The following is a 20,410-nucleotide window of genomic DNA, read 5'->3' as shown; positions in this document are numbered from 1 at the left end:
TCTAGTCGCCCAGTAGTCGGCGAGACAGTCCGGAACTAATACCCGGGTCTCGATAAGCCAGAAACTCCTCAAGTCGAGGATACCCACTCTCAAACAAGCTTTTGGGCATTCTTGCGTCTTTAGCAGCGTAAAGCCTTCCGCCAACTGATCCTACGATTGAGTCCAGCCGCGCAAAAAGATCGTGCGTTTTAAGCCCTCGATTTGGAAAATCCAGAGCCAGAGTGGTTCCTTCAGAGGGAAAACTAAGCAGGCCAGCAGCTGGGCGCTTAGAAAACGTCTTTAGCACGGCAAGAAAGGATCCACAATTTGCAGCGCTGATCGCGGCCAGAAGTTCTTCTACCACTACTTCTGTGTTTGTGCCCGGAATCAGGCATTGGTACTGGTAAAACCCTTTAGGGCCATACATCCTGTTCCATTCTCCTACTTTGTCCAGAGGGTAGAAATACGGCTGATAGTGACTCACAGACTTTCCCGCACGCCATTTATGAAGCCGGTAGTATGCTGCATTAAAAGGCTTTAGCGTCAAAGCGTTCACCAGCGACACTGGAGGTGTAACAGGAAGACTAAACTGGCGCGGGATCCCGGAGTCGAAATTATCTGCACTGACATCTCTATGGTTTGCTCGCATAAAAATACCGCGGCGACTGCCTGGGTGTGCACAGTCAATCCATGCCACAGCGTATTCCCATGAGGCCTTCGCGTCCTCTGACATTTGGTAAAACTGCCCTAAGCCGCTGAAAGCCTGCGTGTCGACATCGAGCAAGGGTCCTGTCACCGGGCGCAGTTGTAGCTCGGCCTCAACAATCAAACCAGTAAGACCTAGTCCACCCGCGGTAGCGGACAGCCAATCCTGATTGGTGTCGCGCGAGCAGGTCATCCTTTGCCCGTCGGTGCGCTGAATGACTAGGGATCGCACGTGATCGCCAAACGTCCCAAAGCTATGATGATTCTTTCCATGCACGTCGTTGGCTATGGCACCACCGACCGTTACAAACCACGATCCGGGTGTCACGGGCAACATCCAACCCCGGGAGACGGCGAGTAACTGGATATCCCGCAGTAATACGCCAGCCTCACAGCGAAGCAAGCCTCGCTCTGGGTCAAAATCGATAAATTTATCCAGTCCCAGACAGTCCCAAACTGCGCCGCCCGGGTTGAGGCAGACATCTCCATAACTGCGCCCCATTCCACGCGCCAGTCCGGGCCCTGCAGAGACAACGTCTTTTACTGAGTTGGCATCATGAAGATAGTGCGCCTGATGCTGCTCAGCGCCCAGCCGACCCCAAGAATCAAGCATTACCAAGGAAAACTCACCGTACCTAGAATTAGCACTGCCAAAAAAAGCATTCCCGATATCAAACTAGCCGGCTCCTTCACTGCAAATACCAGAGGATCATCGTGCATCAGACCTCTGTGGGCCTGCAGCCACATCCAGCTAATCCAGTAGACCAGCACTACCACTGCTCCCCAAACGATTTCTGGTGCGCCGTAAAGCAATAGAATCTGATCGCTGTTGAGGTACATCGAAAACACCAACACTGCAACAAAACCTGCACTCACCCCCAGTGTTTGGATGAGGGGACCATCTGATGTCTTGTAACCTCGGCCGTGCAACTCGTCTCGACCAGCCAGTACCTGCACTTCAATTTCAGCGTAGCGTTTAACAAAAGCCAAGGAGAGAAAGAGGAAAACTGAAAACGCTAGTAACCAGAAGGAGAGGCCCATTTGAACCGCAGCGGCGCCGGCCACAATCCTTAACGTGTACAACATAGAAAGTACGATGCAATCGAGTAATACGACTCGTTTCAACCGCCACGAATACACACCAGTGAGCAGGAGATAAGCCAACAGGCACAATAGAAAACCTGATCCGATCAGCGCTCCCAGACCAATACCCGCAGTCAACAAACCGGCGGCAACCACCATAGCGTTGGAAATCGGAATTCGACCGCTCGCAAGCGGTCTCAGTCGCTTGCGAGGGTGTATGCGATCGCTTTCCAAATCAAGGAGATCGTTCATGATATAGGTGGCGGAGGCACACAGACTAAAAGCAAAGAAAGCTATCAGTAGTAATCCCAGTGCGCCTGGTTCGTCAACCCGATGAGCAGCGAGAACCGGGGCAAACAGCAAAAGATTTTTTAACCACTGCTGCAGGCGCAGTTCGACACGCCAGTCTGTTGAATCTGGTGCTGACGGAGCAAATTGCCGGGTGACTTGGCCCCGGGCAGAGACAGCACTCAGCAATTTCTCATCCTGGCTTACCACAATAGCATTTCTGGCACTCTCCCAGGCGGGAAGATCCGCACTGGAATTACCAATGTAGTCGTACTGACCGTGACCAAAGCGCTCCACCAGCGCTGACGCCTTTTCTGAGCCACTTAGGTTCCTACTCCCCGTAGTGGACATAACTTCATCAAAAAGCTGCAGATGCTCAGCTATCTTTTGCGCATATTTTTCACAAGAAGCAGTGCAGAGCAGCAACTGACGGCCGCGTTTCTTCTCCTCGGACAACCACTCTATCAACGGCTGGTTATACGGTAGGTTTTCTACGCTCAGGTCAGTTCGGTCCGCGACATAATCTTTCAACTCTGCTTTTCCTTCAGCCAACCTGAAGGGTAATACTGAGATTAATGCAGGGCGATTTCGTAACAGCTGCAAACATGACTCATGGAGAACATCCGTCAACAACAAGGTTCCATCCAGATCGACTGCCAGTGGCAACTCATCGAGCTCGGCAACATGCGACTCAGTCATAAGCGTGCACTAATTAAACGCATATTGCTTTCAGGCGTTTATACAGATAACCGACTTTAAGTGGCAGCCGGCCTGAGGACTGATGGTCAAAATTTTTCAGATCGCCATCGTAGAAATTCTCGCCCACTTCTGCAGGCTGAAGCTCCAGAGTCTTTATCACTCCGGCGAGATGCTGCTGGAACTCCTGTTCCGATGCATCAAAGCAAAGTACAGGAAATGGTGTCCGACGAAATGCATTCAGCAAACGCTTGTTATACTCATACCATAGGCGGAGCGCTTCCTTTCTTTTCATCTTGCTGCGCCTTGCCAGTGATGCCGCAACCGCATTGGGGTGGCGGAATATACCGACAAACTCCATTTTTGGCTCGAGCTGCTGCCAGCCCTCAAGCACCAGTAAAGTTCGCGGATCCTTAAACCCCATCACCGGCAGGTGAGAGTGGGCTGCGACCAGTTCGCGCCCCATAGCTAAGTGGCGTTCACTCCATTGCACGTTCGCAGGCGGATGATCCCAGCTGCCCCCATTCGCTTCCAAAATGGCATCGTGCAGATCTACAAATGCTTGATTTTCGCGATTACCTTTTAAATTGAATGGGTTCCAGGTGTGACAGTCGCCTAATTGCAAGCCAGCTTCTTGCAGAGAGCCGGTGAGACAACTAGTGCCACTGCGATGCATGCCCAGGACACAAATTGTCCGGCTTGGATGATCACCTTGTAACCCAGATGTAGAACTTGCTTCCACTGAACTGTCTGCTCCGCTCGCCAAGTTTTAATCGAGACACCCGGGCCGAGTAATCGGACACCGCTATGGTGGCGCCTTAGTATATCTTACTGGGGGCAGATATCTAAAAAACCTGTATTTGCCGTAATGATCAATCGCTAGCAATTAGCACAGTAGACTGCATTGATCTATGCGCTGCAGGCCCAGGGATCTGAAGACTTGTTAACTCACTGCTCAACGCGTCTTTTCTAAGTCCAGTAATGACAGGCGGGGCTGGTTTGTCTTGGCGAAAACCCGTGCAAAAAAAGCCGGCAAATATGCCGGCCTTTTTCTTTGATATGGTGGGTCGTACTGGATTCGAACCAGTGACCAATTGGTTAAAAGCCAACTGCTCTACCAACTGAGCTAACGACCCCCAGAAGGAGTGCGTATCTTACGGATTTGAATCTAAAACTCAAGACCTCGAGAGTTTTTTTTTGCTCGTCAAAACTTGATCGGAATCAGTAGCTTAGACGTATCGGGTAGGATCCTCTACACCGGCGTCGCGGAAGCCTTGCGAGCGCAGACGGCAGGCGTCGCACTTGCCACAGGCCAAGCCTTCATCCGTTGCCTGGTAGCAAGACACCGTCAGCGCGTAGTCCACACCAAGCGCCAAACCAGCTTCGATAATGTCTCCCTTACTCATTTCCATCAGTGGCGTGTGAAGACCCAGTCGATTGCCTTCGACTCCGGCTCGGGTGGCCAGGTTAGCCATCACCTCAAAGGCGCTGATGTAATCGGGGCGACAATCTGGATAACCAGAATAATCGACGGCATTTACCCCAATAAAGATATCCTGGGCTCCCAGCACTTCGGCCCAGCCCAGGGCGATTGAAAGAAATACCGTATTCCGCGCTGGCACATAAGTCACCGGAATACCCTCGGTCTCCTCCTCAGGCACTGGAATACCTGAGTCGGTGAGCGCTGACCCGCCGATACTGTCAAGATTGAGTGTCACAACCTTATGCTCTACGTCCCCCAGCGTCACTGAAACCCGCTCGGCAGCAAAGAGCTCAGCACGATGGCGCTGGCCGTAATCAAAGCTCAGTGTATAGCAGGCATAGCCCTGAGCTTTGGCCATAGCCAGTACCGTGGTTGAATCAAGGCCACCTGAAACCAGGATCACTGCGCGCTTCTCGTTCATCGCTTAATGTCCCGGCTCATCGTTCCAAAGAATTTTGTGTAATTGCAGTTGCATGCGCACTGGCAAGTTATCCTCCAGCACCCACTCTGCCAATTCGCGGCCTGAAAGCTGGCCATGACTGGGCGAAAACAACACATCGGAAACACGGGCGGGCAGTTGATACTCGTCCAGTTTAAACCTCGCCCATTCGTAATCATCGCGATCACAGATCACAAATTTCACCTGATCAGCGGGCAACAGCAAGGGAATATTGTCGTAATCATTGCGACCCATCTCAGCGGAAGCCGGTGTTTTCAGGTCGATGACCTTTACCACGCGCGAATCTACCTCAGCGACGGTCATTGCTCCGCTAGTCTCTAGCGAAACCTCGTATCCAGCGTCGCAAAGCCGGGTCAAAAGCAGCAGGCAATTGGGCTGAGCCAGCGGCTCCCCGCCAGTAACAGTGACAAATCGAGGCTGGTAGGCAGCAACCTTAGAGACCACATCGTCAATACTGACGAGATCTCCGCCACTGAACGCGTATTCGGTGTCACAGTAAACACAACGCAGCGGGCAGCCAGTCAGGCGCACAAAAACGGTGGGCACGCCCACCGTACGCGCCTCTCCCTGGAGGGAGTAAAATATTTCAGTGATTCGCAGCGCATCAGCGCTGTGGGTCTGAGAGATCGACATGTCTTATTCCCGCCCCGGCCTAGAAATTCTCGGCGAGGAAGTCCCTGGACAATTGGACAGCAGAGCTGTTGGTATTGCCGTAGTTGCTTATCACGCGGTCCAGATACTCTTTGGACTTTTCCCGGTTACCCTTGAGGAACTGCACTTTACCGAGTTTATACATCGCATCTGGCGCCTTAGGATTATCCGGATACTGGTTAAGTAGCAGGGTAAACGCTTGTCGGGACGCTTCAAGGTCAGAAGGGTCTATCACCAGGTAAAGCTCTCCCAACCAGTAGTGTGCATTGGGCGCGTACTTACCATCAGGGTAGTTACGCAGGAATTGCTGGAATGCACCCACGGCCTGCTCGAACTGCTGACTGCGCACCAGGGAATAGGCGCCGCGGTAGGCATCCCCTTCGCCGGGAATTTCAGAAGCCTGTCCCGTCGCACTGGCGGCCGATGGACCGGGCACAGCCAACGAAGGGCTGCCGTCACCTGACGCTACTACTGCTCCAGCGCCCATGGCACTGACTCGCTTATCCAGGTCTACATAACGTTCCAGGCTCTGTGACTTCAGTTTGCGCACTTCATTGGCCTGCTCCTCAACAATACCATTGAGGCGCATCACTTCCTGTTGCAACTGTTGCATCTGGATATACAGGGTGCCCATACTCTGGCCTCCCCCTGAGGTGGAGGCAGGCGCGGCCACTGGAGGCGCCGCTATCGCGGCCCCGGCTGGCGCATTACTCAGGCCATAACTAGTCGCTGGGTATGCTTGACTCGGCTGCACACTGTAGGGGTCGATACTGGCAGGTGCAGAATACGGTTCAGAAGGTCTGGCATAAGGATCGGTCGCGGTCGTACCTGGCGCAGCGGCGGCTGGCTCGGAGGGAGTAGTGCGGCCCCTGCGCTCAGCTTCGACATCCACATAATCCTGTGCAGGTACCTGTAATGACAACGGGCCAGTCACAAGGACCAGCCCGCTCGCCACAAGCAACTTGCTCATGTTTGCCATAGGCGTACTACTTCAGTTCTACGCGACGGTTCTGTGCCCAGTTAGACTCACCGGAACCGTAAGCAATGGGGCGCTCTTCGCCGTAGCTCACAGTCTCGATGCGATAGCTCGAAACACCGTTGACAACCATGTAGTCGCGAACGGCATTGGCACGACGCTCACCCAGAGCCATGTTGTACTCGCGGGTACCGCGCTCGTCGGTGTGACCTTCCAGTCTCACGTTCGCTTCGTTGCCCTGCATCGCGGAGATATGTGCATCAAGTGCACTCACCGCATCTGGATTCAGGTTGTAGCTATCATAGTCAAAATAAAACACATTGCCGTAAGCGGCAGCAGCGTCGCGCAGACGCTGTTGCTCAGCGGCAGCGGCAGCGGCAGAGGCCTGCTGTTCTTGCTGTGCTGCGGCAGCAGCAGCTGCTGCGGCTGCGGCTGCTTCTTCCTCTTCCTTCTTGGAACTGCCGGAACAAGCCGCCAGAAGTGATGCCGCGAACAGCAATGTGATAGCCTTACCGGCAACAGGTAGATGCTTCATAATACCCTTCCTTCAGATACGTGGTTGTTTAAACTTTTATTGTGAACCCGATCAACGACTCATGTAGGGCGACCATGCCGGTTCACGCACATCGCCGTCACGCGATGGCAGCCGGAATTTCACACCTCCGTCTACCGAGACGGCTGCTAAAATGCCGCGACCCGCGTGTTTCGTTCCGTACAATACCATAGAGCCATTGGGCGCGATACTGGGACTTTCATCCAATTGAGTGGATGTAAGAACCTGTAGCCGATTAGTTACTAAATCCAGCAGCGCAATGTGAAACTGCCCGTTTTGCTGATGCACCAGCACCACATTGCGACCGTCCTGAGCGACCCTTGCCCGGGCGTTGTAGCCACCCTCAAATGTCACCCGCTCAGTCGTACCAGTGCGCAAGTCGTAACGATAAATCTGCGGCCTTCCGCCTCGATCCGAGGTAAACATCAGCGAGCGACCATCGGGCATCCAGGTAGGCTCGGTATCAATAGCATAGTGCCGGGTGATCCGAGTTAACTTCTTGGTCATCAGGTTCATCAGGTAGATATCCGGGCTACCATCTTTAGACAGCACCATAGCCATGGTATTGCCGTCGGGAGACCAGGCAGGCGCGCCGTTGAGTCCCTTGAAATTAGTCAGCTGCTCTCTGGCACCGGTAGACAGATTCTGACGGTAAATTGCCGGTCGCCCCGATTCAAAAGACACGTAGGAAATCTGTGTGCCGTCGGGAGACCAACCTGGCGCCATTACTGGCTCCCGGGACTCCAGCAGAACAATAGGCCTTGCACCGTCCGAATCGGCCAGCGTCAGGCGATAGTAGTCATTGCCTCCGGGCACACGGGTGACCGACACATAGAGCAGCCGTGTCGCAAACGCCCCGCGGATTCCCGTCAACTTCTGGTAGATCGCATCGGACACCCGGTGAGCCAGCATTCTAGCCTCGTTTGCTGGACCCACCTCGACCCCCTTGTGGGCCTGCTTCTGACGTAGCACATCATAGAGTTCGTACTCTATGCGCATTTGGGTTCCCTGGGCCGAAACCCGCCCAATTAGCAGATACTCAGACTCAATAGCACGCCAATCGCGGTAGAAAATATCATTCTGAGTGCTGGGTCGGCCCAACATATCGGAGCGAGATACAGGTGAAAACTGACCGCTACGTGCCAGATCTGAATCCACCACCCAGGCAATATCCTCAGGTGCGGTGCCCGGACCCTGCCAGGCAAAAGGAACCACAGCGATCGCAGTCGGGTTATCCATGCCCTGGGTAATTTCAATAGTCAGTTCTGCCCGGGCGCCCAGTGCCGCCAAGGCAAACAGTAGGGGCACGATGGCCAATATCAGCCGTTTCATCAGTAACGTAAATCCTCTGGTCTGAACAACAGGCGGAAGCGCCTGAACGTTTTTTCAAATTCCCGGTTAGGAAGCTTCTGCAACTCCGGAAAACTGCCTGCCTTCTCTACCGCGTTAATTGCAGAGCGATCAAAAGCCGAGTTGCCGCTGCTTTTGAGCACGCTGACACTTACCACATCACCGGTGGGTATCAATTGTATTTGCAACAGTGTTTCCATGCCATTGCGCGCACTGGGGGGTCGACTCCAGTAGTTAATTACAGTCTGCTGAATGAGAGAGGCGTAGCTGGCCGCCATTTCATCCGCAGTGGCAGTAGCCTCAAGCACATCGTCTTCAGCAGCCATGGCCCGCGCCATATCGGCGCGAGTGATAGCCGCAAGTTCTTCCTCGGTAATACGAGGGTCAGGTTTAGGTTCGACTTTGGGCTTGGGCGCTGGTTTGACCGGAGTTTTCGCCACAGGCTTTGGTTTAGGCTTGGCTACAGGTTTTGGCTTGGAAACGGCGACCTTGGGAGTCGATTTAGGCTTTGCCCGAGGTTTTGGTTTTGGCTGGAACTCACTGACATCCACCAAACGGGCATTAATCACCTTGGGGGCAGGCTTTACCTTTATCACCTCGGACTCAGAGTTGGCCCAATTAAAAGTTAAAGCAACCAATAGCAGAGCATGCAGGGTCAATGAGACCAGCGCCGGTCGCACGATAATGCGCGGCGCAACGGGTTTAGCGTAGACGGAGTCGGAGCTCACTAGGGGTTCTCTGTGACGAGGCCAACACTGGGGGCACCGGCCTGCTGGAGGGCCACCATAACAGTGACTACCTCGCCATAGGATACGGCCTCGTCACCCCAAATGAGCACGGGCTTATTGGGATTACGCTTCATAACCTTGGAGACCCGGTCTTTAATCGTCGCCAGCGCCAGTACCTGCTTTTCGTTGCCCAGATTGAGAAACAACTCGCCGCCAGCGTTGACCGAAACAATCAGCGGCTCGCTGTCCTGGTTCTCAACCGGATCGGAGCTGGCCTCAGGCAGGTCCACTTTCACCCCCTGCATTAACATTGGGGCTGTGGCCATAAAGATAATCAGCAGCACCAGCATCACATCGATGTAGGGCACCACGTTAATCTCGGCCATGGGCTTACGCTTACCTCGACTCCTGCTCACCGTTACCTACCCCGCTCTCTTTTCCTTAGCACGCAGGGCATAGGCCTGGCGATAGAGGATACTGGAGAACTCATCTACGAAGGTGTCGTATCGATTACCGAAGACTTCCACTTTGGCAGAAAAGCGGTTGTAGGCCAGCACGGCGGGGATAGCGGCAAACAGTCCCATGGCGGTTGCCACCAATGCCTCAGAAATACCCGGCGCTACCGTAGCCAGGGTCGCCTGAGTGGAATTAGCCAAGCCCCGAAACGAATGCATGATGCCCCAAACCGTGCCAAACAGGCCAATATAGGGACTGGTGGAGCCCACGGAAGCAAGAAAGGCAAGATGTCTTTCCAGCCGCTCCTCCTCACGCATTACCGCAACGCGCATGGCTCTACGAGAACCTTCCAAAATAGCCTCTGAGTCCATTTCAGACTGTTGGGCCAAGCGGGAAAACTCCTTGAAACCTGCCCTGAAGATACTTTCCATGCCCAAAATCGCCTGCCCGTCTGACGCCTTCTCATTACCTTCCCGATAGAGCTGGGACAAATCGATACCAGACCAGAAGCGCTCTTCAAAGCCGTAAATTTCCTCCCGCGCATTATGCAGATAAAGAAATCGCTGCACGATCATGTACCAGGACAGGATCGATGCCCCGACCAGAATAAGCATGACCATCTGCACGGTAAAACTGGCGTTGATCACCAGGTCTATCAGACTTAACTGCTCTTCCAATTCAAGTCCCCTTGATATTGTTATTGTGCCGGAATCAACCGGTCCTTCATTGCTTTGGGTATGCGCCGGGGAGTGATTCCACCTCGATCTACACAGGCGATTGTCAGCTCACCGCGGGCCAGGTCTTCGCCACCTCGCCGCACTATCTGCTCAAAAGTGATGGATGCGCCACCAAGGCCAGCGATGCGGGCTGTCGCCTCAAGCTGATCATCCAACTTCGCTGGTTTCAAATACTTAATCGCCGCATCTCGAACCACGAACATCAGGTCGTGATTGAATATAAAATCCTTGCCGAAGCCCAGGTTACGCATAAATTCAGTGCGCGCCCGCTCCATAAACTTCAGGTAATTGACGTAGTAGACAATTCCCCCGGCATCGGTGTCCTCAATATAGACACGCAGAGGCAGGGAAAATTCCTGGGCCGTCATCAGCTTTCTTCCCCGTCCAATTTGAGGGAAAGATTACCACTATCCCGATCCGAGGGCTGCGGCAATCCAAAGTGCAAATAAGCATTGCGAGTGACCATTCTGCCGCGGGGGGTCCGAACCATAAAGCCCTGCTGGATCAAGTAAGGTTCCAACACGTCTTCAATAGTCCCCCGTTCCTCAGAAATCGCAGCAGCCAGGCTGTCTACTCCCACCGGCCCGCCGTCAAATTTCTCGATCATGGTTAACATCAGGCGTCGATCCTGGTGATCAAAACCGTGCTGATCTACGCTCAGCATATCCAGAGCACGATCAGCGACCGCGTCAGTAATATAGCCATCCGCCTTCACCTCGGCGTAATCCCTGACCCTGCGCAACAGCCGATTGGCGATTCTGGGAGTACCTCGGGAGCGACGAGCAATTTCTGTGGCCCCCTTTGTATCGATACCAATCTCCAGAATGTTGGCCGAGCGCTCCACAATATGGGCCAGATCTGCGACCTCGTAGAACTCCAGGCGCTGGACGATCCCGAAGCGATCGCGTAACGGCGAGGTCAGCAGCCCAGCTCTGGTAGTCGCACCTACCAGGGTAAATGGCGGTAAATCCAGTTTGATAGAACGAGCCGCGGGCCCCTCACCTATCATTATATCCAGCTGGTAGTCCTCCATCGCCGGATAGAGCACCTCTTCCACAAAGGGGCTAAGGCGATGAATTTCGTCAATGAACAGGACGTCGCCGGGCTCTAAATTGGTCATCAATGCAGCGATGTCTCCAGCTTTTTCCAGTACTGGCCCGGAAGTCGTCTTCAGCGACACCCCCATCTCGTTGGCGATAATAGTGGCCAGGGTTGTCTTGCCCAGCCCCGGAGGGCCGAAGATCAGGGTGTGATCCAGGGGCTCATCACGTCCCTTGGCTGCCTGCAGGAAAATAGACATTTGGTCACAAACGACTTTTTGCCCAACGTACTCAGCCAGCGACTTCGGTCGAATAGCGCGATCCAGTGCGTCTTCCCTGGGGCTCACCGGGTCTGGAGCAATCAGGCGATCGGTTTCTATCATCCGCTCACCATTGACTTGAGCGCCCGGCGAATTAAGTCTTCGCTGTTCTCTACAGAATCATCATTAACCGCGGCGACCATCCTGGCCGCTTCCGCGGGCTTATAGCCGAGCGCAATCAGCGCGCCCTCGGCATCCGCCACTCTATCTACCGGCGCAGCCGACTGCGCCGGAACTGAACTGGGCAATTCACCGTCCAATTGACCCAACCAGTCCTTGAGCTTGTCGCGCATCTCAACCAACAAGCGCTCAGCAGTTTTCTTGCCGACACCTGGGAGAGCGACCAGAGAGGAGATATCATCGCGCTGCACGCAGCGAGCAAAGCTGGCCGAGTCCATTCCGGAAAGAATGGTTAAAGCCAACTTCGGGCCTACACCGCTGACCTTGATCAACTGACGAAACAGGGCGCGATCACGCTCTTGAGCAAAACCATAAAGCAGTTGGGCGTCCTCGCGCACCACGAAATGGGTGACCAGGGACACTTCCGCCCCCAGCTCGGGTAATTGAAACAGCGTGGTCATGGGAACCTGAAGCTCGTAACCAACACCTCCGACCTCGACCAGAATGACCGGCGGTTGTTTGTGGACCAGGTTGCCCCGAATTCTACCTATCATTTATCGAATCCGCCGCCGGCGTACCGATTTGGCGCCAGCCATATTGATCATACTTTGTTGTGTGTGGGCGTGGCACAGTGCCGCCGCCAGAGCGTCGGCCGCATCTTCCTGGGGCTCACCAGGAAGTTTAAGCAGGACTTTAACCATGTGCTGCACCTGAGACTTTTCCGCGGCCCCGGTTCCCACAACCGACTGCTTGATCTGTCTGGCGGAGTACTCTGCCACTTCCATATCACGGCTGGCGCAGGCAACAATGGCGGCTCCACGAGCCTGTCCGAGCTTTAAGGCAGAACCTGCACTCTTAGCCATAAATACCTGCTCAATCGCCAATTCCTGAGGACTATACTGCTCAACCAGCTCTGACACGCTGTCAAAGATGATTCTCAGCCGCGGCGCCAGCTCACCCTCCGGCAGGCGTATCACGCCACTGGTGACGTATTCGCTGCGGCCAGATACATAATTGATTATGCCGAAACCGGTTTTGCGGGACCCTGGATCAATCCCCAATATTAGCGACATGTTAGTTCTGCGCCCTGTGCCCCGTTGGCTCATTATGTACAAATTTACAGGCGGGGTCAGTATTTCGCGGGCGGATGGTCAGAATAAGCTGTAATTTTTTGGTGGCCAGCGACCAGTCCGAGAGCAGCAACTGGCGCCGCGAGCCATATCAGCCGCCTGTGGCAGAGATCAGCCCCTGCGCTTATTTCTTATTTTTAGGTACCGGGGCTCTGTCAATCAGGCCTGCTCCTCCGCTTTCGCCTCTTCCCGGCTCTGCCGCAGACGAATATTCAGGTCACGCAATTGCGCCGCATTCACATAGCCTGGGGCATCAGTCATCACACAATGGGCGGTCTGGGTCTTGGGAAAAGCGATAACATCACGAATGGATGCACAGTCAGTCATCAACATAACGATGCGATCCAGGCCAAAGGCCAGTCCACCGTGAGGAGGAGCGCCGTATTGCAGGGCCTGTAACAGGAACCCAAACTTCTCGTCCGCCTCTTCGTCACTAATTTCAAGGATCCTAAATACGGCTTCCTGCATGTCTCGCTGGTGAATACGAATGCTGCCACCGCCGAGTTCACAACCATTGAGAACCATATCGTAGGCTCTGGACAGGGCTTCAGCCGGCTTGTCCACCAACTCTTCCACAGAACAGGAAGGGGCGGTGAAAGGATGGTGCAGTGGAGTCAAACCGCCATTTCCATCCTCTTCAAACATCGGGAAGTCCACTACCCACAGCGGTGCCCAGCCTTCGCGAATCATGTTCTGGTCCGCAGCCACTTTAATGCGCAGTGCGCCCAGCGACTCATTAACCACGCGGGTCTTGTCAGCGCCAAAGAAGATGATATCGCCATCGGCAGCGTTCAGGCGCTCCATCATCTGCATAACGACTTCGTCGGGCATGAATTTGAGGATCGGTGATTGCAAGCCTTCTACGCCTGTGGCCAGCTCATTGACCTTGATCCAGGCTAATCCTCTGGCGCCGAAAATGGAGACATACTTAGTATAGTCGTCAATTTCCTTACGGCTAATGGTCGCCCCACCCGTCACTTTCAGAGCGGCAACGCGACCGGCGGCGTCATCGGCAGGACCACGGAAAACCTTGAAATCGACCTGCTGCATCAGATCATCAACACTGACAAGCTCCATATCGATACGCAGATCAGGCTTATCAGACCCATAACGTTCCATCGCCTCCGAGTAGGGCATGTGCGGAAACTCAGGAAGCTCTACGTCCAGAGTTGACTGGAACAATTCCCGAACCATGCGCTCGGTAATGCCCATGATCTCCTCTTCCTCGAGGAATGAGGTCTCGATATCGATCTGAGTGAACTCGGGCTGACGATCGGCTCGCAGATCTTCGTCGCGGAAGCATTTGGCCACCTGGTAATACCGATCGAACCCGGAAACCATTAGCAACTGCTTGAATAATTGCGGCGACTGCGGCAGCGCAAAAAACTGCCCGGGATGAGTGCGACTGGGCACCAGGTAATCGCGAGCGCCTTCTGGTGTTGCGCGAGTCAAGATTGGCGTCTCAATATCGAGGAAGCCCTCACGATCGAGAAAGGTGCGCACCGCTGAGGTAATTTTCGAGCGGGTAATCAGGCGCTCCTGCATTTCGTGCCGGCGTAAATCCATGTAGCGGTACTTAAGGCGAACTTCCTCGCCGACGGAGGTGTGCTCATCCAACTGGAAAGGAGGTGTGGCAGCGGTATTAAGAATTTCCAGATCCTTGCCCAACACTTCGATTTCGCCAGTGGCCATTGCCGGATTCACCGTGCCCTCACCGCGGGCGCGGACCCGACCAGTGATTTTTAGCACATATTCGCTGCGCACGCGGTCCGCACGCTCAAAGTGTTCCTCGGTATCAGGGTCGAACACCACCTGCACAATGCCTTCCCGGTCGCGCATATCCAGGAAGATAACCCCTCCGTGGTCCCGACGACGATCCACCCAGCCGCAGATGGTGACTGTCTCGTCAATGTTGGCTGTGTTTAGAACGCCACAGTAATGGGTGCGCATAATATGTATCCGTTTAAATGGCTAACCGGCCTACGGGCCGGGGCTTAAGCTGTCTTTTTGCTTTCGTTACTACCTTTGGCTGAACTGCTACCTGAAGCAGAACTACTGTCGCCGGAGGAGCCTGACTCAGAGGCTCCGTGAAGGTTCTTCTTGTTGCCGGTCTTAAAATCAGTTTCGTACCAACCGCCACCTTTAAGGCGAAATGCGGCTGCGGAAATTTTCTTTTGCAGCTCCTGGGCTCCGCATTCCGGGCAGTCTGTTAGCGGAGCGTCGCTGATTTTTTGCAGCGCCTCCAGCTCATTGCCACACTTTTGGCATTGGTACTCGTAAATCGGCATGGTCTTAACCCACCAGGAATCGGTTACGTAGAGAAAATTGAGGCGCGGATTTTACCCCAAGCGAAGGTAGAGTCCAAGCTTAGGAAGGCGGGTTATTTTGGGGTACAAGACCCCGGCACCTTACGGTGCTAACGAAAAATTTTAGCAATCGATCATCCCGCCACAGAGACGGGACGATCAATCAGGGTACGTCGCTTAGGAAGCGGCGTATTCCTTCAACTTCTTCAAAGGACGAACTTTCACAGCAATACTCGCTGGCTTCGCCTTAAATACAGTCGCTTCGCCGGTGAAGGGGTTAATACCTTTGCGCGCTTTGCGGGCGGGCTTCTTCACAGTGGTGATTTTCATAACGCCTGGAATAGTGAACTCACCGACCGCGCGCTTTTTGATGCTGCGCTCAATCAGGGCATTCAATTCATCCAGAACGGCATTGACCTGCTTCTTGCTCAGTTCAGTGCTGTCAGCCAAGCTCGCAACAATCTGACTTTTAGTCATTTTGGCCTTGATCGCTGTCGCCTTCTTAGCAGGAGCCGCTTTCTTGGCTGCTACTTTCTTTTTGGCTGGAGCTTTCTTGGCTGGAGCTTTCTTAGCTGGGGCTTTCTTGGCTGGAGCTTTCTTGGCTACTGCCTTTTTCTTAGCCGGAGCCTTCTTCTTCGCTGCTTTTTTAGTCGCCATGTTATTTTCGACCTTCCCTAATAGTGATTATGATACGAGTATGTGTCTCATTGCTCCGCGTCCCTACTGACTAAGCGTCTCACCGAGCCACGGGCATAGTATTAATCCATGAAACACTGCAATACAAGTGTTTTTCGAGATCGAGGGCAAAAAAAACCCTATTTTTTAAGCCTCACCGCGAAATTTTGCAGTTCGGCACAACGCAATGATGCCAATCACCAACGTTTACCCCTGAGGTTATCGGCTCTAGAATAGGCGCCCTTGTTATTTATCCTGGATAAACTTATCACCATGCGCACCAGTAACTTCTTAATTGCGACCCAGAAAGAAACTCCCGCAGACGCCGAGGTCATCAGCCACCAATTGATGTTGCGAGCCGGTCTCATTCGCAAACTCGCCGCCGGGCTCTACAGCTGGCTTCCACTGGGACTGCGCGTATTGCGCAAGGTCGAAAATGTGGTGCGCGAAGAAATGAATGCAGCGGGAGCACAGGAAGTTAGCATGCCGGTGGTTCAGCCGGCCGAACTATGGCAAGAATCAGGCCGCTGGGAACAATACGGCCCAGAACTGTTGCGAATACAAGACCGCCACCAGCGCGATTTCTGCCTTGGCCCCACCCATGAGGAAGTCATCACCGACCTGATTCGCAACGAGGTAAAAAGCTACAGACAGCTTCCCCTGAACATGTACCAAATTCAAACCAAGGTGAGAGATGAAATCAGGCCTCGCTTTGGCATTATGCGCTCTCGCGAATTCTTGATGAAAGATGCCTACTCCTTTCACGCAAGCCAGGCTTCACTGGAGGACACCTACCAGATCATGCATGGGGCCTACACAAAAGTATTCACCCGGCTGGGGCTGGATTTCCGCCCGGTGATTGCGGATACCGGCAGCATTGGAGGCAGTGCCTCCCACGAATTCCATGTCCTGGCTAACTCTGGCGAAGACGACATCGCATTTTCTGACAGCAGCGACTATGCGGCCAATATTGAAATGGCTGAGGCGATTTCCCCCGCTATTGAACGCCCCGGCCCCAGCGAAGAAATGACCGAAGTGGCTACCCCAGGGGTGAAATCTATCGAAGATTTGGCAAACTTTCTTTCCATAGAGGCTACTCAGTCGGTGAAAACCCTTATCGTGAAAGGTGAGGATGAAGGCAAACTCGTGGCTCTGGTATTGCGTGGGGATCATCAACTCAATAGCGTTAAGGCAGAAAAGCTCGCCAGCATCGCCAGCCCTTTGCAAATGGCCGAGGAAGCGGACGTCAACAAAGTGCTGGGGGCCAGCTTCGGCTCTCTGGGACCTGTGGGGCTGGACATTGATGTCATCGTGGATCGAAGCGCTGCCGTACTCGCCAATTTCACTTGCGGCGCCAATCGGGATGAACTCCACCTCATCGGTGTCAATTGGGACCGGGACTGTCCGCTAAGCCAAGTGGCGGACTTGCGCGAGGTCGTTGAGGGCGACGCCAGCCCCGATGGCAAGGGCACACTGCAAATTAAACGAGGGATTGAAGTAGGTCACATATTCCAGCTCGGCACCAAATACAGTGAAGCCATGAAAGCCGAAGTACTGAACGAGAACGGCAAGAGCGTCACCATGACCATGGGTTGCTATGGTATCGGGGTTAGCCGTGTGGTGGCGGCCGCCATTGAACAGAATCACGATGATAAAGGCATTATCTGGCCCGAGGCCATGGCCCCTTTCCAGCTGGCTATTGTGCCGCTGAACATGCAGAAGTCCGAGGCCGTGGCCAACTGCGCCGAGGCCCTCTACGCGAATCTGCAATCAGTCGGCGTCGATGTGCTACTGGATGATCGCAATGAACGCCCTGGCGTCAAGTTTGCCGACATGGAACTAATTGGCATCCCTCATCGCATTGTCATTGGCGACCGTGCCCTGGCCGAAGGCCAGATCGAATATAAGGGACGCAGAGATGAGGATTCCCAACTCATCCCGCAAGAAGACATCGTCAGCTTCCTCCAGGAACAACTGCGGAGCTGAACATCGTGCGTGGCCTCTTTATCGCCCTGCTCTGGCTTATCCTGACCAATCATGCAGTTGGCCAGCCTGCAGATGCGCAGGAGCGAGAGGCGCTGCGCAGCTTCCTGGAAGACACCATTTCAGATGCCAGCAGCTTCGATGATCGATACGATGCGGAGGTATGGCTAGTCGACATGTCCGCTCGCCTGGCGCGCTTTGTTAAAGACCCCAAGCACCGCCTCGAGCTACTTCAGGATATTCATGCGGCATCTGCGCAAGCGGATTTACCCCCGGAACTGGTGTTGTCCCTTATCGAAGTGGAAAGTCATTTTGATCGTTTTGCGATATCCAGAGTAGGCGCACAGGGAATGATGCAGGTAATGCCGTTCTGGAAAAATGAAATTGGCCGCCCAGACGATAACCTCACCCTGAACAAAACCAACTTTGCTTACGGCTGTCGCATTCTGCAGTTTTACTTGCAGCGGGAGAAAGGGGATTTACACAAAGGACTGGCGCGTTATAACGGTTCGGTGGGCAGACGCGTTTATTCCGATAAAGTTTACCGTGCCTGGAGGGACCACTGGCGGACCGAACCGCTGGATTGGGCTGATTAATGGCTAGCGATAGGAGCCCGGCGACAGGCCAGTCCACTTTTTGAACGAGCGATGAAACGCTGACGGGTCAGAAAACCCCACTCTCTCGGCAACTTCACTGACTGTCAAACCCTCTCTGCTCAGTAAAGAAATCGCGGCGTCTCTGCGGGCATTGTCCTTAATACGCTGGTACGAAGTACCTTCTTTTTCAAGCCGCCGTCGCAAAGTCCTGGCAGACATATTTAACAAACTAGTGAGTTCTTCGAAACTGGGCATTTCGGCACGAAAATCATCTCCCAAAATCTTCCGGATACGGTGGGTCACGCTAAAGGTACTGGCCTGCGGCTCGATAATAACGTGGTAGGGAGCGAGTTTGAGGAACTCCTGAAGCTGCGGTTCATCTCGCAATAGCTCCGCCTCGAGGTGACGAGCGCTGAAACTCACCGAGTTGGTTGGCTGCTCGTATTGCACCGGGCAGGGAAAAAAGTGTCTTACGCCGGCGGTAAACTCAGGCTCTGGACCAGCGCAGGTCGCACTGCTGATGTCGATATGCTGGCCAATAAGCCAGCCACAAAAACGCAGCCACATTGCCAAATTGCATAAAACGCTGTGTTGAACACCGGGAAGATCTTCGCCGTAAAGATAGCTAAGCGTCGCCTCTTTGCCGTCAGCGTCTACCTTCAGCCGGTTGATAACCTCAACACCTTGACGAACACGGCAAGTGGCATTGAACTCAATGGCGCGGCGAATCGCAGCGCTCAGGTTTGAGCTATTGAGCATACTGAGAAGTATCAGGCGAGTCGTTCCCACCGGGGTCTGCACGTCCGGCATCACTCCGCCGGACTCATCTCCCAGCGCGCGCACCAACTCCACACAAAGACGGCTGTACTGCTCACGCGACACAAAAGCCGTCTGGGCGCTCTGGCGCAGGGGGTCAAACGGAAACCGTGCAGCCCGAAGCATGGCGTCTACATCCTCTCCATAAGCATGTGCCTGCACTAACAGCGCCCGGGTAAATTCCATGGGAACGGTGTCGTTAAACCACTGATTGCTGTCATTCGGGGTTGGCAAGTGAATACCTCTGGTTGCTCTGACCATAGTATATAGGATGCCCGGTGTTCTGACAGAACACCCTCCTGCAAGCAACACAGCAAAAAGCACAGGAGTACGCTCGCCCAGCAAATGAAAGCTTCAAGAGCCCGGTTTGACATCATGCTGCGCTCTGCCCAATATGGGGCAGGGGATGTGGTAACCAAAGCATAAGAGACGATGAATAACATCAACCAACTGAGCAAGTGGAACCGGGATATCTCTAGAGCCATCGCCGCGCTCGGTGGTGATGAATTTTTCCCTAGGCTGATCGAGGCGGTGAATGGCCAGGTGCCAATCGACTACCCTCAGATCTGGCTTTATCATCGCGACCTCCCGCCCCGCGCGCTTTACCACCAGATCCCGCCTTCAGCCATTGCCTCGCAAATAGATACGTACCTGGAAGGTCCTTACCGGGAAGACCCTTTCTACCAGGCGTCAATGCAACAGCCCAAATCCAAATTGTACCGCCTATCTCGAGTTACCTTGGGGAATCTGGAGCAAACAGAGTACTACCGACAATATTACGCCGACACCGGCACCGTCGATGAGGCTGTCTACCTAGCGCGACTGCATGCCGGAAACGTCATTAACCTGAGCATGATGCGCCTGCCGCAGCACGGCTCCTTTACCGAAGAAGAATACGAGAACCTCTACTTGCTGGCGGAACCTGTCTCAGAATTACTCAAATCCCACACAGAACATGACGATTTTGCCGTCACTAACCTGATCCAGCCCGGCATAGACCACCAGATCGATCTCGCCTTCCGCACCTTTGGAGAATCACTGCTGTCGCCCCGCGAAAAAGACGTGTTGGAGCTGATGCTGAGAGGCTACGGCACCGACACTTCAGCCTCGCGTTTAGAAATTGCGGTAGAAACAGTCCGCCGTCATCGCAAGAGCATCTACCGAAAACTCGACGTATGTTCACAAACCGACCTTTTCTCGCTTTTCCTCAACTCCATGTCCTGCCTGGGGGCATCGGCTGGAGAAGACCCGCTAAAAATTTACATGGCTCCACGCTGAA

General features: G+C 53.9%; 22 protein-coding genes and 1 tRNA gene. 3 read left to right on the top strand and 20 right to left on the bottom strand.

Annotated features, from left to right (window positions below):
- Position 1: 1 nt before the first annotated feature.
- The 19 genes from EYC87_RS13890 to EYC87_RS13800 form a co-directional block, all read right to left on the bottom strand.
- Entirely contained in the window at positions 2-1,297 is a 1,296-nt protein-coding gene (locus EYC87_RS13890; protein ID WP_279253408.1) for an FAD-binding oxidoreductase, read from the bottom strand.
- Positions 1,297-2,754 carry a UbiA family prenyltransferase gene (locus EYC87_RS13885; RefSeq protein ID WP_279253407.1) on the bottom strand — a complete coding sequence of 486 codons (1,458 nt, stop codon included), beginning with the start codon at positions 2,752-2,754 and terminating at the stop codon, positions 1,297-1,299. Before EYC87_RS13885 ends, EYC87_RS13890 begins: the two co-directional genes overlap by 1 nt.
- A gap of 13 nt (positions 2,755-2,767) precedes the next feature.
- The gene (locus EYC87_RS13880) at positions 2,768-3,493 is read right to left on the bottom strand and encodes a hypothetical protein (RefSeq protein WP_279253406.1); all 726 of its coding nucleotides are present in this window, start codon (positions 3,491-3,493) and stop codon (positions 2,768-2,770) included.
- A gap of 318 nt (positions 3,494-3,811) precedes the next feature.
- Positions 3,812-3,887: transfer RNA gene (locus EYC87_RS13875), tRNA-Lys, on the bottom strand.
- Between the two features lie 93 nt (positions 3,888-3,980).
- Positions 3,981-4,655, bottom strand: a complete 675-nt coding sequence (queC, locus tag EYC87_RS13870; protein WP_279253405.1) for a 7-cyano-7-deazaguanine synthase QueC — start codon at positions 4,653-4,655, stop codon at positions 3,981-3,983.
- A 3-nt stretch (positions 4,656-4,658) separates the two neighbouring features.
- Positions 4,659-5,327: a 7-carboxy-7-deazaguanine synthase QueE gene (gene queE / locus EYC87_RS13865; RefSeq protein ID WP_279253404.1), complete on the bottom strand. Its 669-nt coding sequence runs from the start codon at positions 5,325-5,327 to the stop codon at positions 4,659-4,661.
- Between the two features lie 19 nt (positions 5,328-5,346).
- Positions 5,347-6,324: a tol-pal system protein YbgF gene (ybgF, locus tag EYC87_RS13860; protein WP_279253403.1), complete on the bottom strand. Its 978-nt coding sequence runs from the start codon at positions 6,322-6,324 to the stop codon at positions 5,347-5,349.
- 7 nt (positions 6,325-6,331) lie between these two features.
- The gene (gene pal / locus EYC87_RS13855) at positions 6,332-6,856 is read right to left on the bottom strand and encodes a peptidoglycan-associated lipoprotein Pal (protein WP_007229787.1); all 525 of its coding nucleotides are present in this window, start codon (positions 6,854-6,856) and stop codon (positions 6,332-6,334) included.
- Positions 6,857-6,907: 51 nt separating this feature from the next.
- Entirely contained in the window at positions 6,908-8,206 is a 1,299-nt protein-coding gene (tolB, locus tag EYC87_RS13850; protein ID WP_279253402.1) for a Tol-Pal system beta propeller repeat protein TolB, read from the bottom strand.
- Positions 8,206-8,952, bottom strand: a complete 747-nt coding sequence (gene tolA, locus EYC87_RS13845) for a cell envelope integrity protein TolA (RefSeq protein WP_279253401.1) — start codon at positions 8,950-8,952, stop codon at positions 8,206-8,208. Before tolA ends, tolB begins: the two co-directional genes overlap by 1 nt.
- Positions 8,952-9,338, bottom strand: a complete 387-nt coding sequence (gene tolR / locus EYC87_RS13840; protein WP_007229721.1) for a protein TolR — start codon at positions 9,336-9,338, stop codon at positions 8,952-8,954. Before tolR ends, tolA begins: the two co-directional genes overlap by 1 nt.
- A 36-nt stretch (positions 9,339-9,374) precedes the next feature.
- Entirely contained in the window at positions 9,375-10,085 is a 711-nt protein-coding gene (tolQ, locus tag EYC87_RS13835) for a protein TolQ (protein WP_279253400.1), read from the bottom strand.
- A gap of 20 nt (positions 10,086-10,105) precedes the next feature.
- Positions 10,106-10,513 (bottom strand): tol-pal system-associated acyl-CoA thioesterase, encoded by a 408-nt coding sequence (gene ybgC, locus EYC87_RS13830; protein ID WP_007229771.1) that lies wholly within the window; start codon positions 10,511-10,513, stop codon positions 10,106-10,108.
- Positions 10,513-11,568 carry a Holliday junction branch migration DNA helicase RuvB gene (gene ruvB, locus EYC87_RS13825; protein WP_279253399.1) on the bottom strand — a complete coding sequence of 352 codons (1,056 nt, stop codon included), beginning with the start codon at positions 11,566-11,568 and terminating at the stop codon, positions 10,513-10,515. The genes ybgC and ruvB overlap by 1 nt, the downstream gene beginning before the upstream one ends.
- Complete coding sequence (gene ruvA, locus EYC87_RS13820; RefSeq protein WP_279253398.1) at positions 11,565-12,179, bottom strand: Holliday junction branch migration protein RuvA; 615 nt, start codon at positions 12,177-12,179, stop codon at positions 11,565-11,567. Before ruvA ends, ruvB begins: the two co-directional genes overlap by 4 nt.
- Positions 12,180-12,698: a crossover junction endodeoxyribonuclease RuvC gene (ruvC, locus tag EYC87_RS13815; protein ID WP_040541932.1), complete on the bottom strand. Its 519-nt coding sequence runs from the start codon at positions 12,696-12,698 to the stop codon at positions 12,180-12,182.
- A gap of 216 nt (positions 12,699-12,914) precedes the next feature.
- Positions 12,915-14,705, bottom strand: a complete 1,791-nt coding sequence (gene aspS / locus EYC87_RS13810) for an aspartate--tRNA ligase (RefSeq protein ID WP_279253397.1) — start codon at positions 14,703-14,705, stop codon at positions 12,915-12,917.
- A 44-nt stretch (positions 14,706-14,749) separates the two neighbouring features.
- The gene (locus EYC87_RS13805; protein WP_279253396.1) at positions 14,750-15,043 is read right to left on the bottom strand and encodes an FmdB family zinc ribbon protein; all 294 of its coding nucleotides are present in this window, start codon (positions 15,041-15,043) and stop codon (positions 14,750-14,752) included.
- A 195-nt stretch (positions 15,044-15,238) separates the two neighbouring features.
- On the bottom strand, positions 15,239-15,718 hold the full coding sequence (locus EYC87_RS13800; protein WP_279253395.1) for an HU family DNA-binding protein: 480 nt from the start codon (positions 15,716-15,718) through the stop codon (positions 15,239-15,241).
- Positions 15,719-16,009: 291 nt separating this feature from the next.
- Between EYC87_RS13800 and EYC87_RS13795 the strand changes: the two genes are divergently transcribed.
- Together EYC87_RS13795 and EYC87_RS13790 are read left to right on the top strand one after the other, a co-directional pair.
- Entirely contained in the window at positions 16,010-17,722 is a 1,713-nt protein-coding gene (locus tag EYC87_RS13795) for a proline--tRNA ligase (RefSeq protein ID WP_279253394.1), read from the top strand.
- Between the two features lie 5 nt (positions 17,723-17,727).
- The gene (locus EYC87_RS13790; protein ID WP_279253393.1) at positions 17,728-18,315 is read left to right on the top strand and encodes a transglycosylase SLT domain-containing protein; all 588 of its coding nucleotides are present in this window, start codon (positions 17,728-17,730) and stop codon (positions 18,313-18,315) included.
- A 3-nt stretch (positions 18,316-18,318) separates the two neighbouring features.
- On the opposite strand, the gene EYC87_RS13785 is transcribed toward EYC87_RS13790, so the two are convergent.
- The gene (locus EYC87_RS13785) at positions 18,319-19,365 is read right to left on the bottom strand and encodes an AraC family transcriptional regulator (RefSeq protein WP_279253392.1); all 1,047 of its coding nucleotides are present in this window, start codon (positions 19,363-19,365) and stop codon (positions 18,319-18,321) included.
- A 198-nt stretch (positions 19,366-19,563) separates the two neighbouring features.
- Here EYC87_RS13785 and EYC87_RS13780 point away from each other — a divergent pair, with 198 nt between their 5' ends.
- Positions 19,564-20,409: a response regulator transcription factor gene (locus EYC87_RS13780; RefSeq protein WP_279253391.1), complete on the top strand. Its 846-nt coding sequence runs from the start codon at positions 19,564-19,566 to the stop codon at positions 20,407-20,409.
- Position 20,410 lies beyond the last annotated feature (1 nt).

This window comes from Candidatus Seongchinamella marina, from assembly GCF_026262685.1.
Lineage (GTDB): Bacteria > Pseudomonadota > Gammaproteobacteria > Pseudomonadales > Halieaceae > Halioglobus > Halioglobus marinus.
This window is presented reverse-complemented; position numbering and strand designations above follow the sequence as displayed.

Bases quoted from the DNA above. Each gene is read 5' to 3' on its own strand.
- EYC87_RS13890 (WP_279253408.1), bottom strand. From the start codon at position 1,297: ATGCTTGATTCTTGGGGTCGGCTGGGCGCTGAGCAGCATCAGGCGCAC.
- EYC87_RS13885 (WP_279253407.1), bottom strand. From the start codon at position 2,754: ATGACTGAGTCGCATGTTGCCGAGCTCGATGAGTTGCCACTGGCAGTC.
- queC (WP_279253405.1), bottom strand. From the start codon at position 4,655: ATGAACGAGAAGCGCGCAGTGATCCTGGTTTCAGGTGGCCTTGATTCA.
- queE (WP_279253404.1), bottom strand. From the start codon at position 5,327: ATGTCGATCTCTCAGACCCACAGCGCTGATGCGCTGCGAATCACTGAA.
- ybgF (WP_279253403.1), bottom strand. From the start codon at position 6,324: ATGGCAAACATGAGCAAGTTGCTTGTGGCGAGCGGGCTGGTCCTTGTG.
- pal (WP_007229787.1), bottom strand. From the start codon at position 6,856: ATGAAGCATCTACCTGTTGCCGGTAAGGCTATCACATTGCTGTTCGCG.
- tolB (WP_279253402.1), bottom strand. From the start codon at position 8,206: ATGAAACGGCTGATATTGGCCATCGTGCCCCTACTGTTTGCCTTGGCG.
- tolR (WP_007229721.1), bottom strand. From the start codon at position 9,338: ATGGCCGAGATTAACGTGGTGCCCTACATCGATGTGATGCTGGTGCTG.
- ybgC (WP_007229771.1), bottom strand. From the start codon at position 10,513: ATGACGGCCCAGGAATTTTCCCTGCCTCTGCGTGTCTATATTGAGGAC.
- ruvB (WP_279253399.1), bottom strand. From the start codon at position 11,568: ATGATAGAAACCGATCGCCTGATTGCTCCAGACCCGGTGAGCCCCAGG.
- ruvA (WP_279253398.1), bottom strand. From the start codon at position 12,179: ATGATAGGTAGAATTCGGGGCAACCTGGTCCACAAACAACCGCCGGTC.
- ruvC (WP_040541932.1), bottom strand. From the start codon at position 12,698: ATGTCGCTAATATTGGGGATTGATCCAGGGTCCCGCAAAACCGGTTTC.
- aspS (WP_279253397.1), bottom strand. From the start codon at position 14,705: ATGCGCACCCATTACTGTGGCGTTCTAAACACAGCCAACATTGACGAG.
- EYC87_RS13805 (WP_279253396.1), bottom strand. From the start codon at position 15,043: ATGCCGATTTACGAGTACCAATGCCAAAAGTGTGGCAATGAGCTGGAG.
- EYC87_RS13800 (WP_279253395.1), bottom strand. From the start codon at position 15,718: ATGGCGACTAAAAAAGCAGCGAAGAAGAAGGCTCCGGCTAAGAAAAAG.
- EYC87_RS13795 (WP_279253394.1), top strand. From the start codon at position 16,010: ATGCGCACCAGTAACTTCTTAATTGCGACCCAGAAAGAAACTCCCGCA.
- EYC87_RS13780 (WP_279253391.1), top strand. From the start codon at position 19,564: ATGAATAACATCAACCAACTGAGCAAGTGGAACCGGGATATCTCTAGA.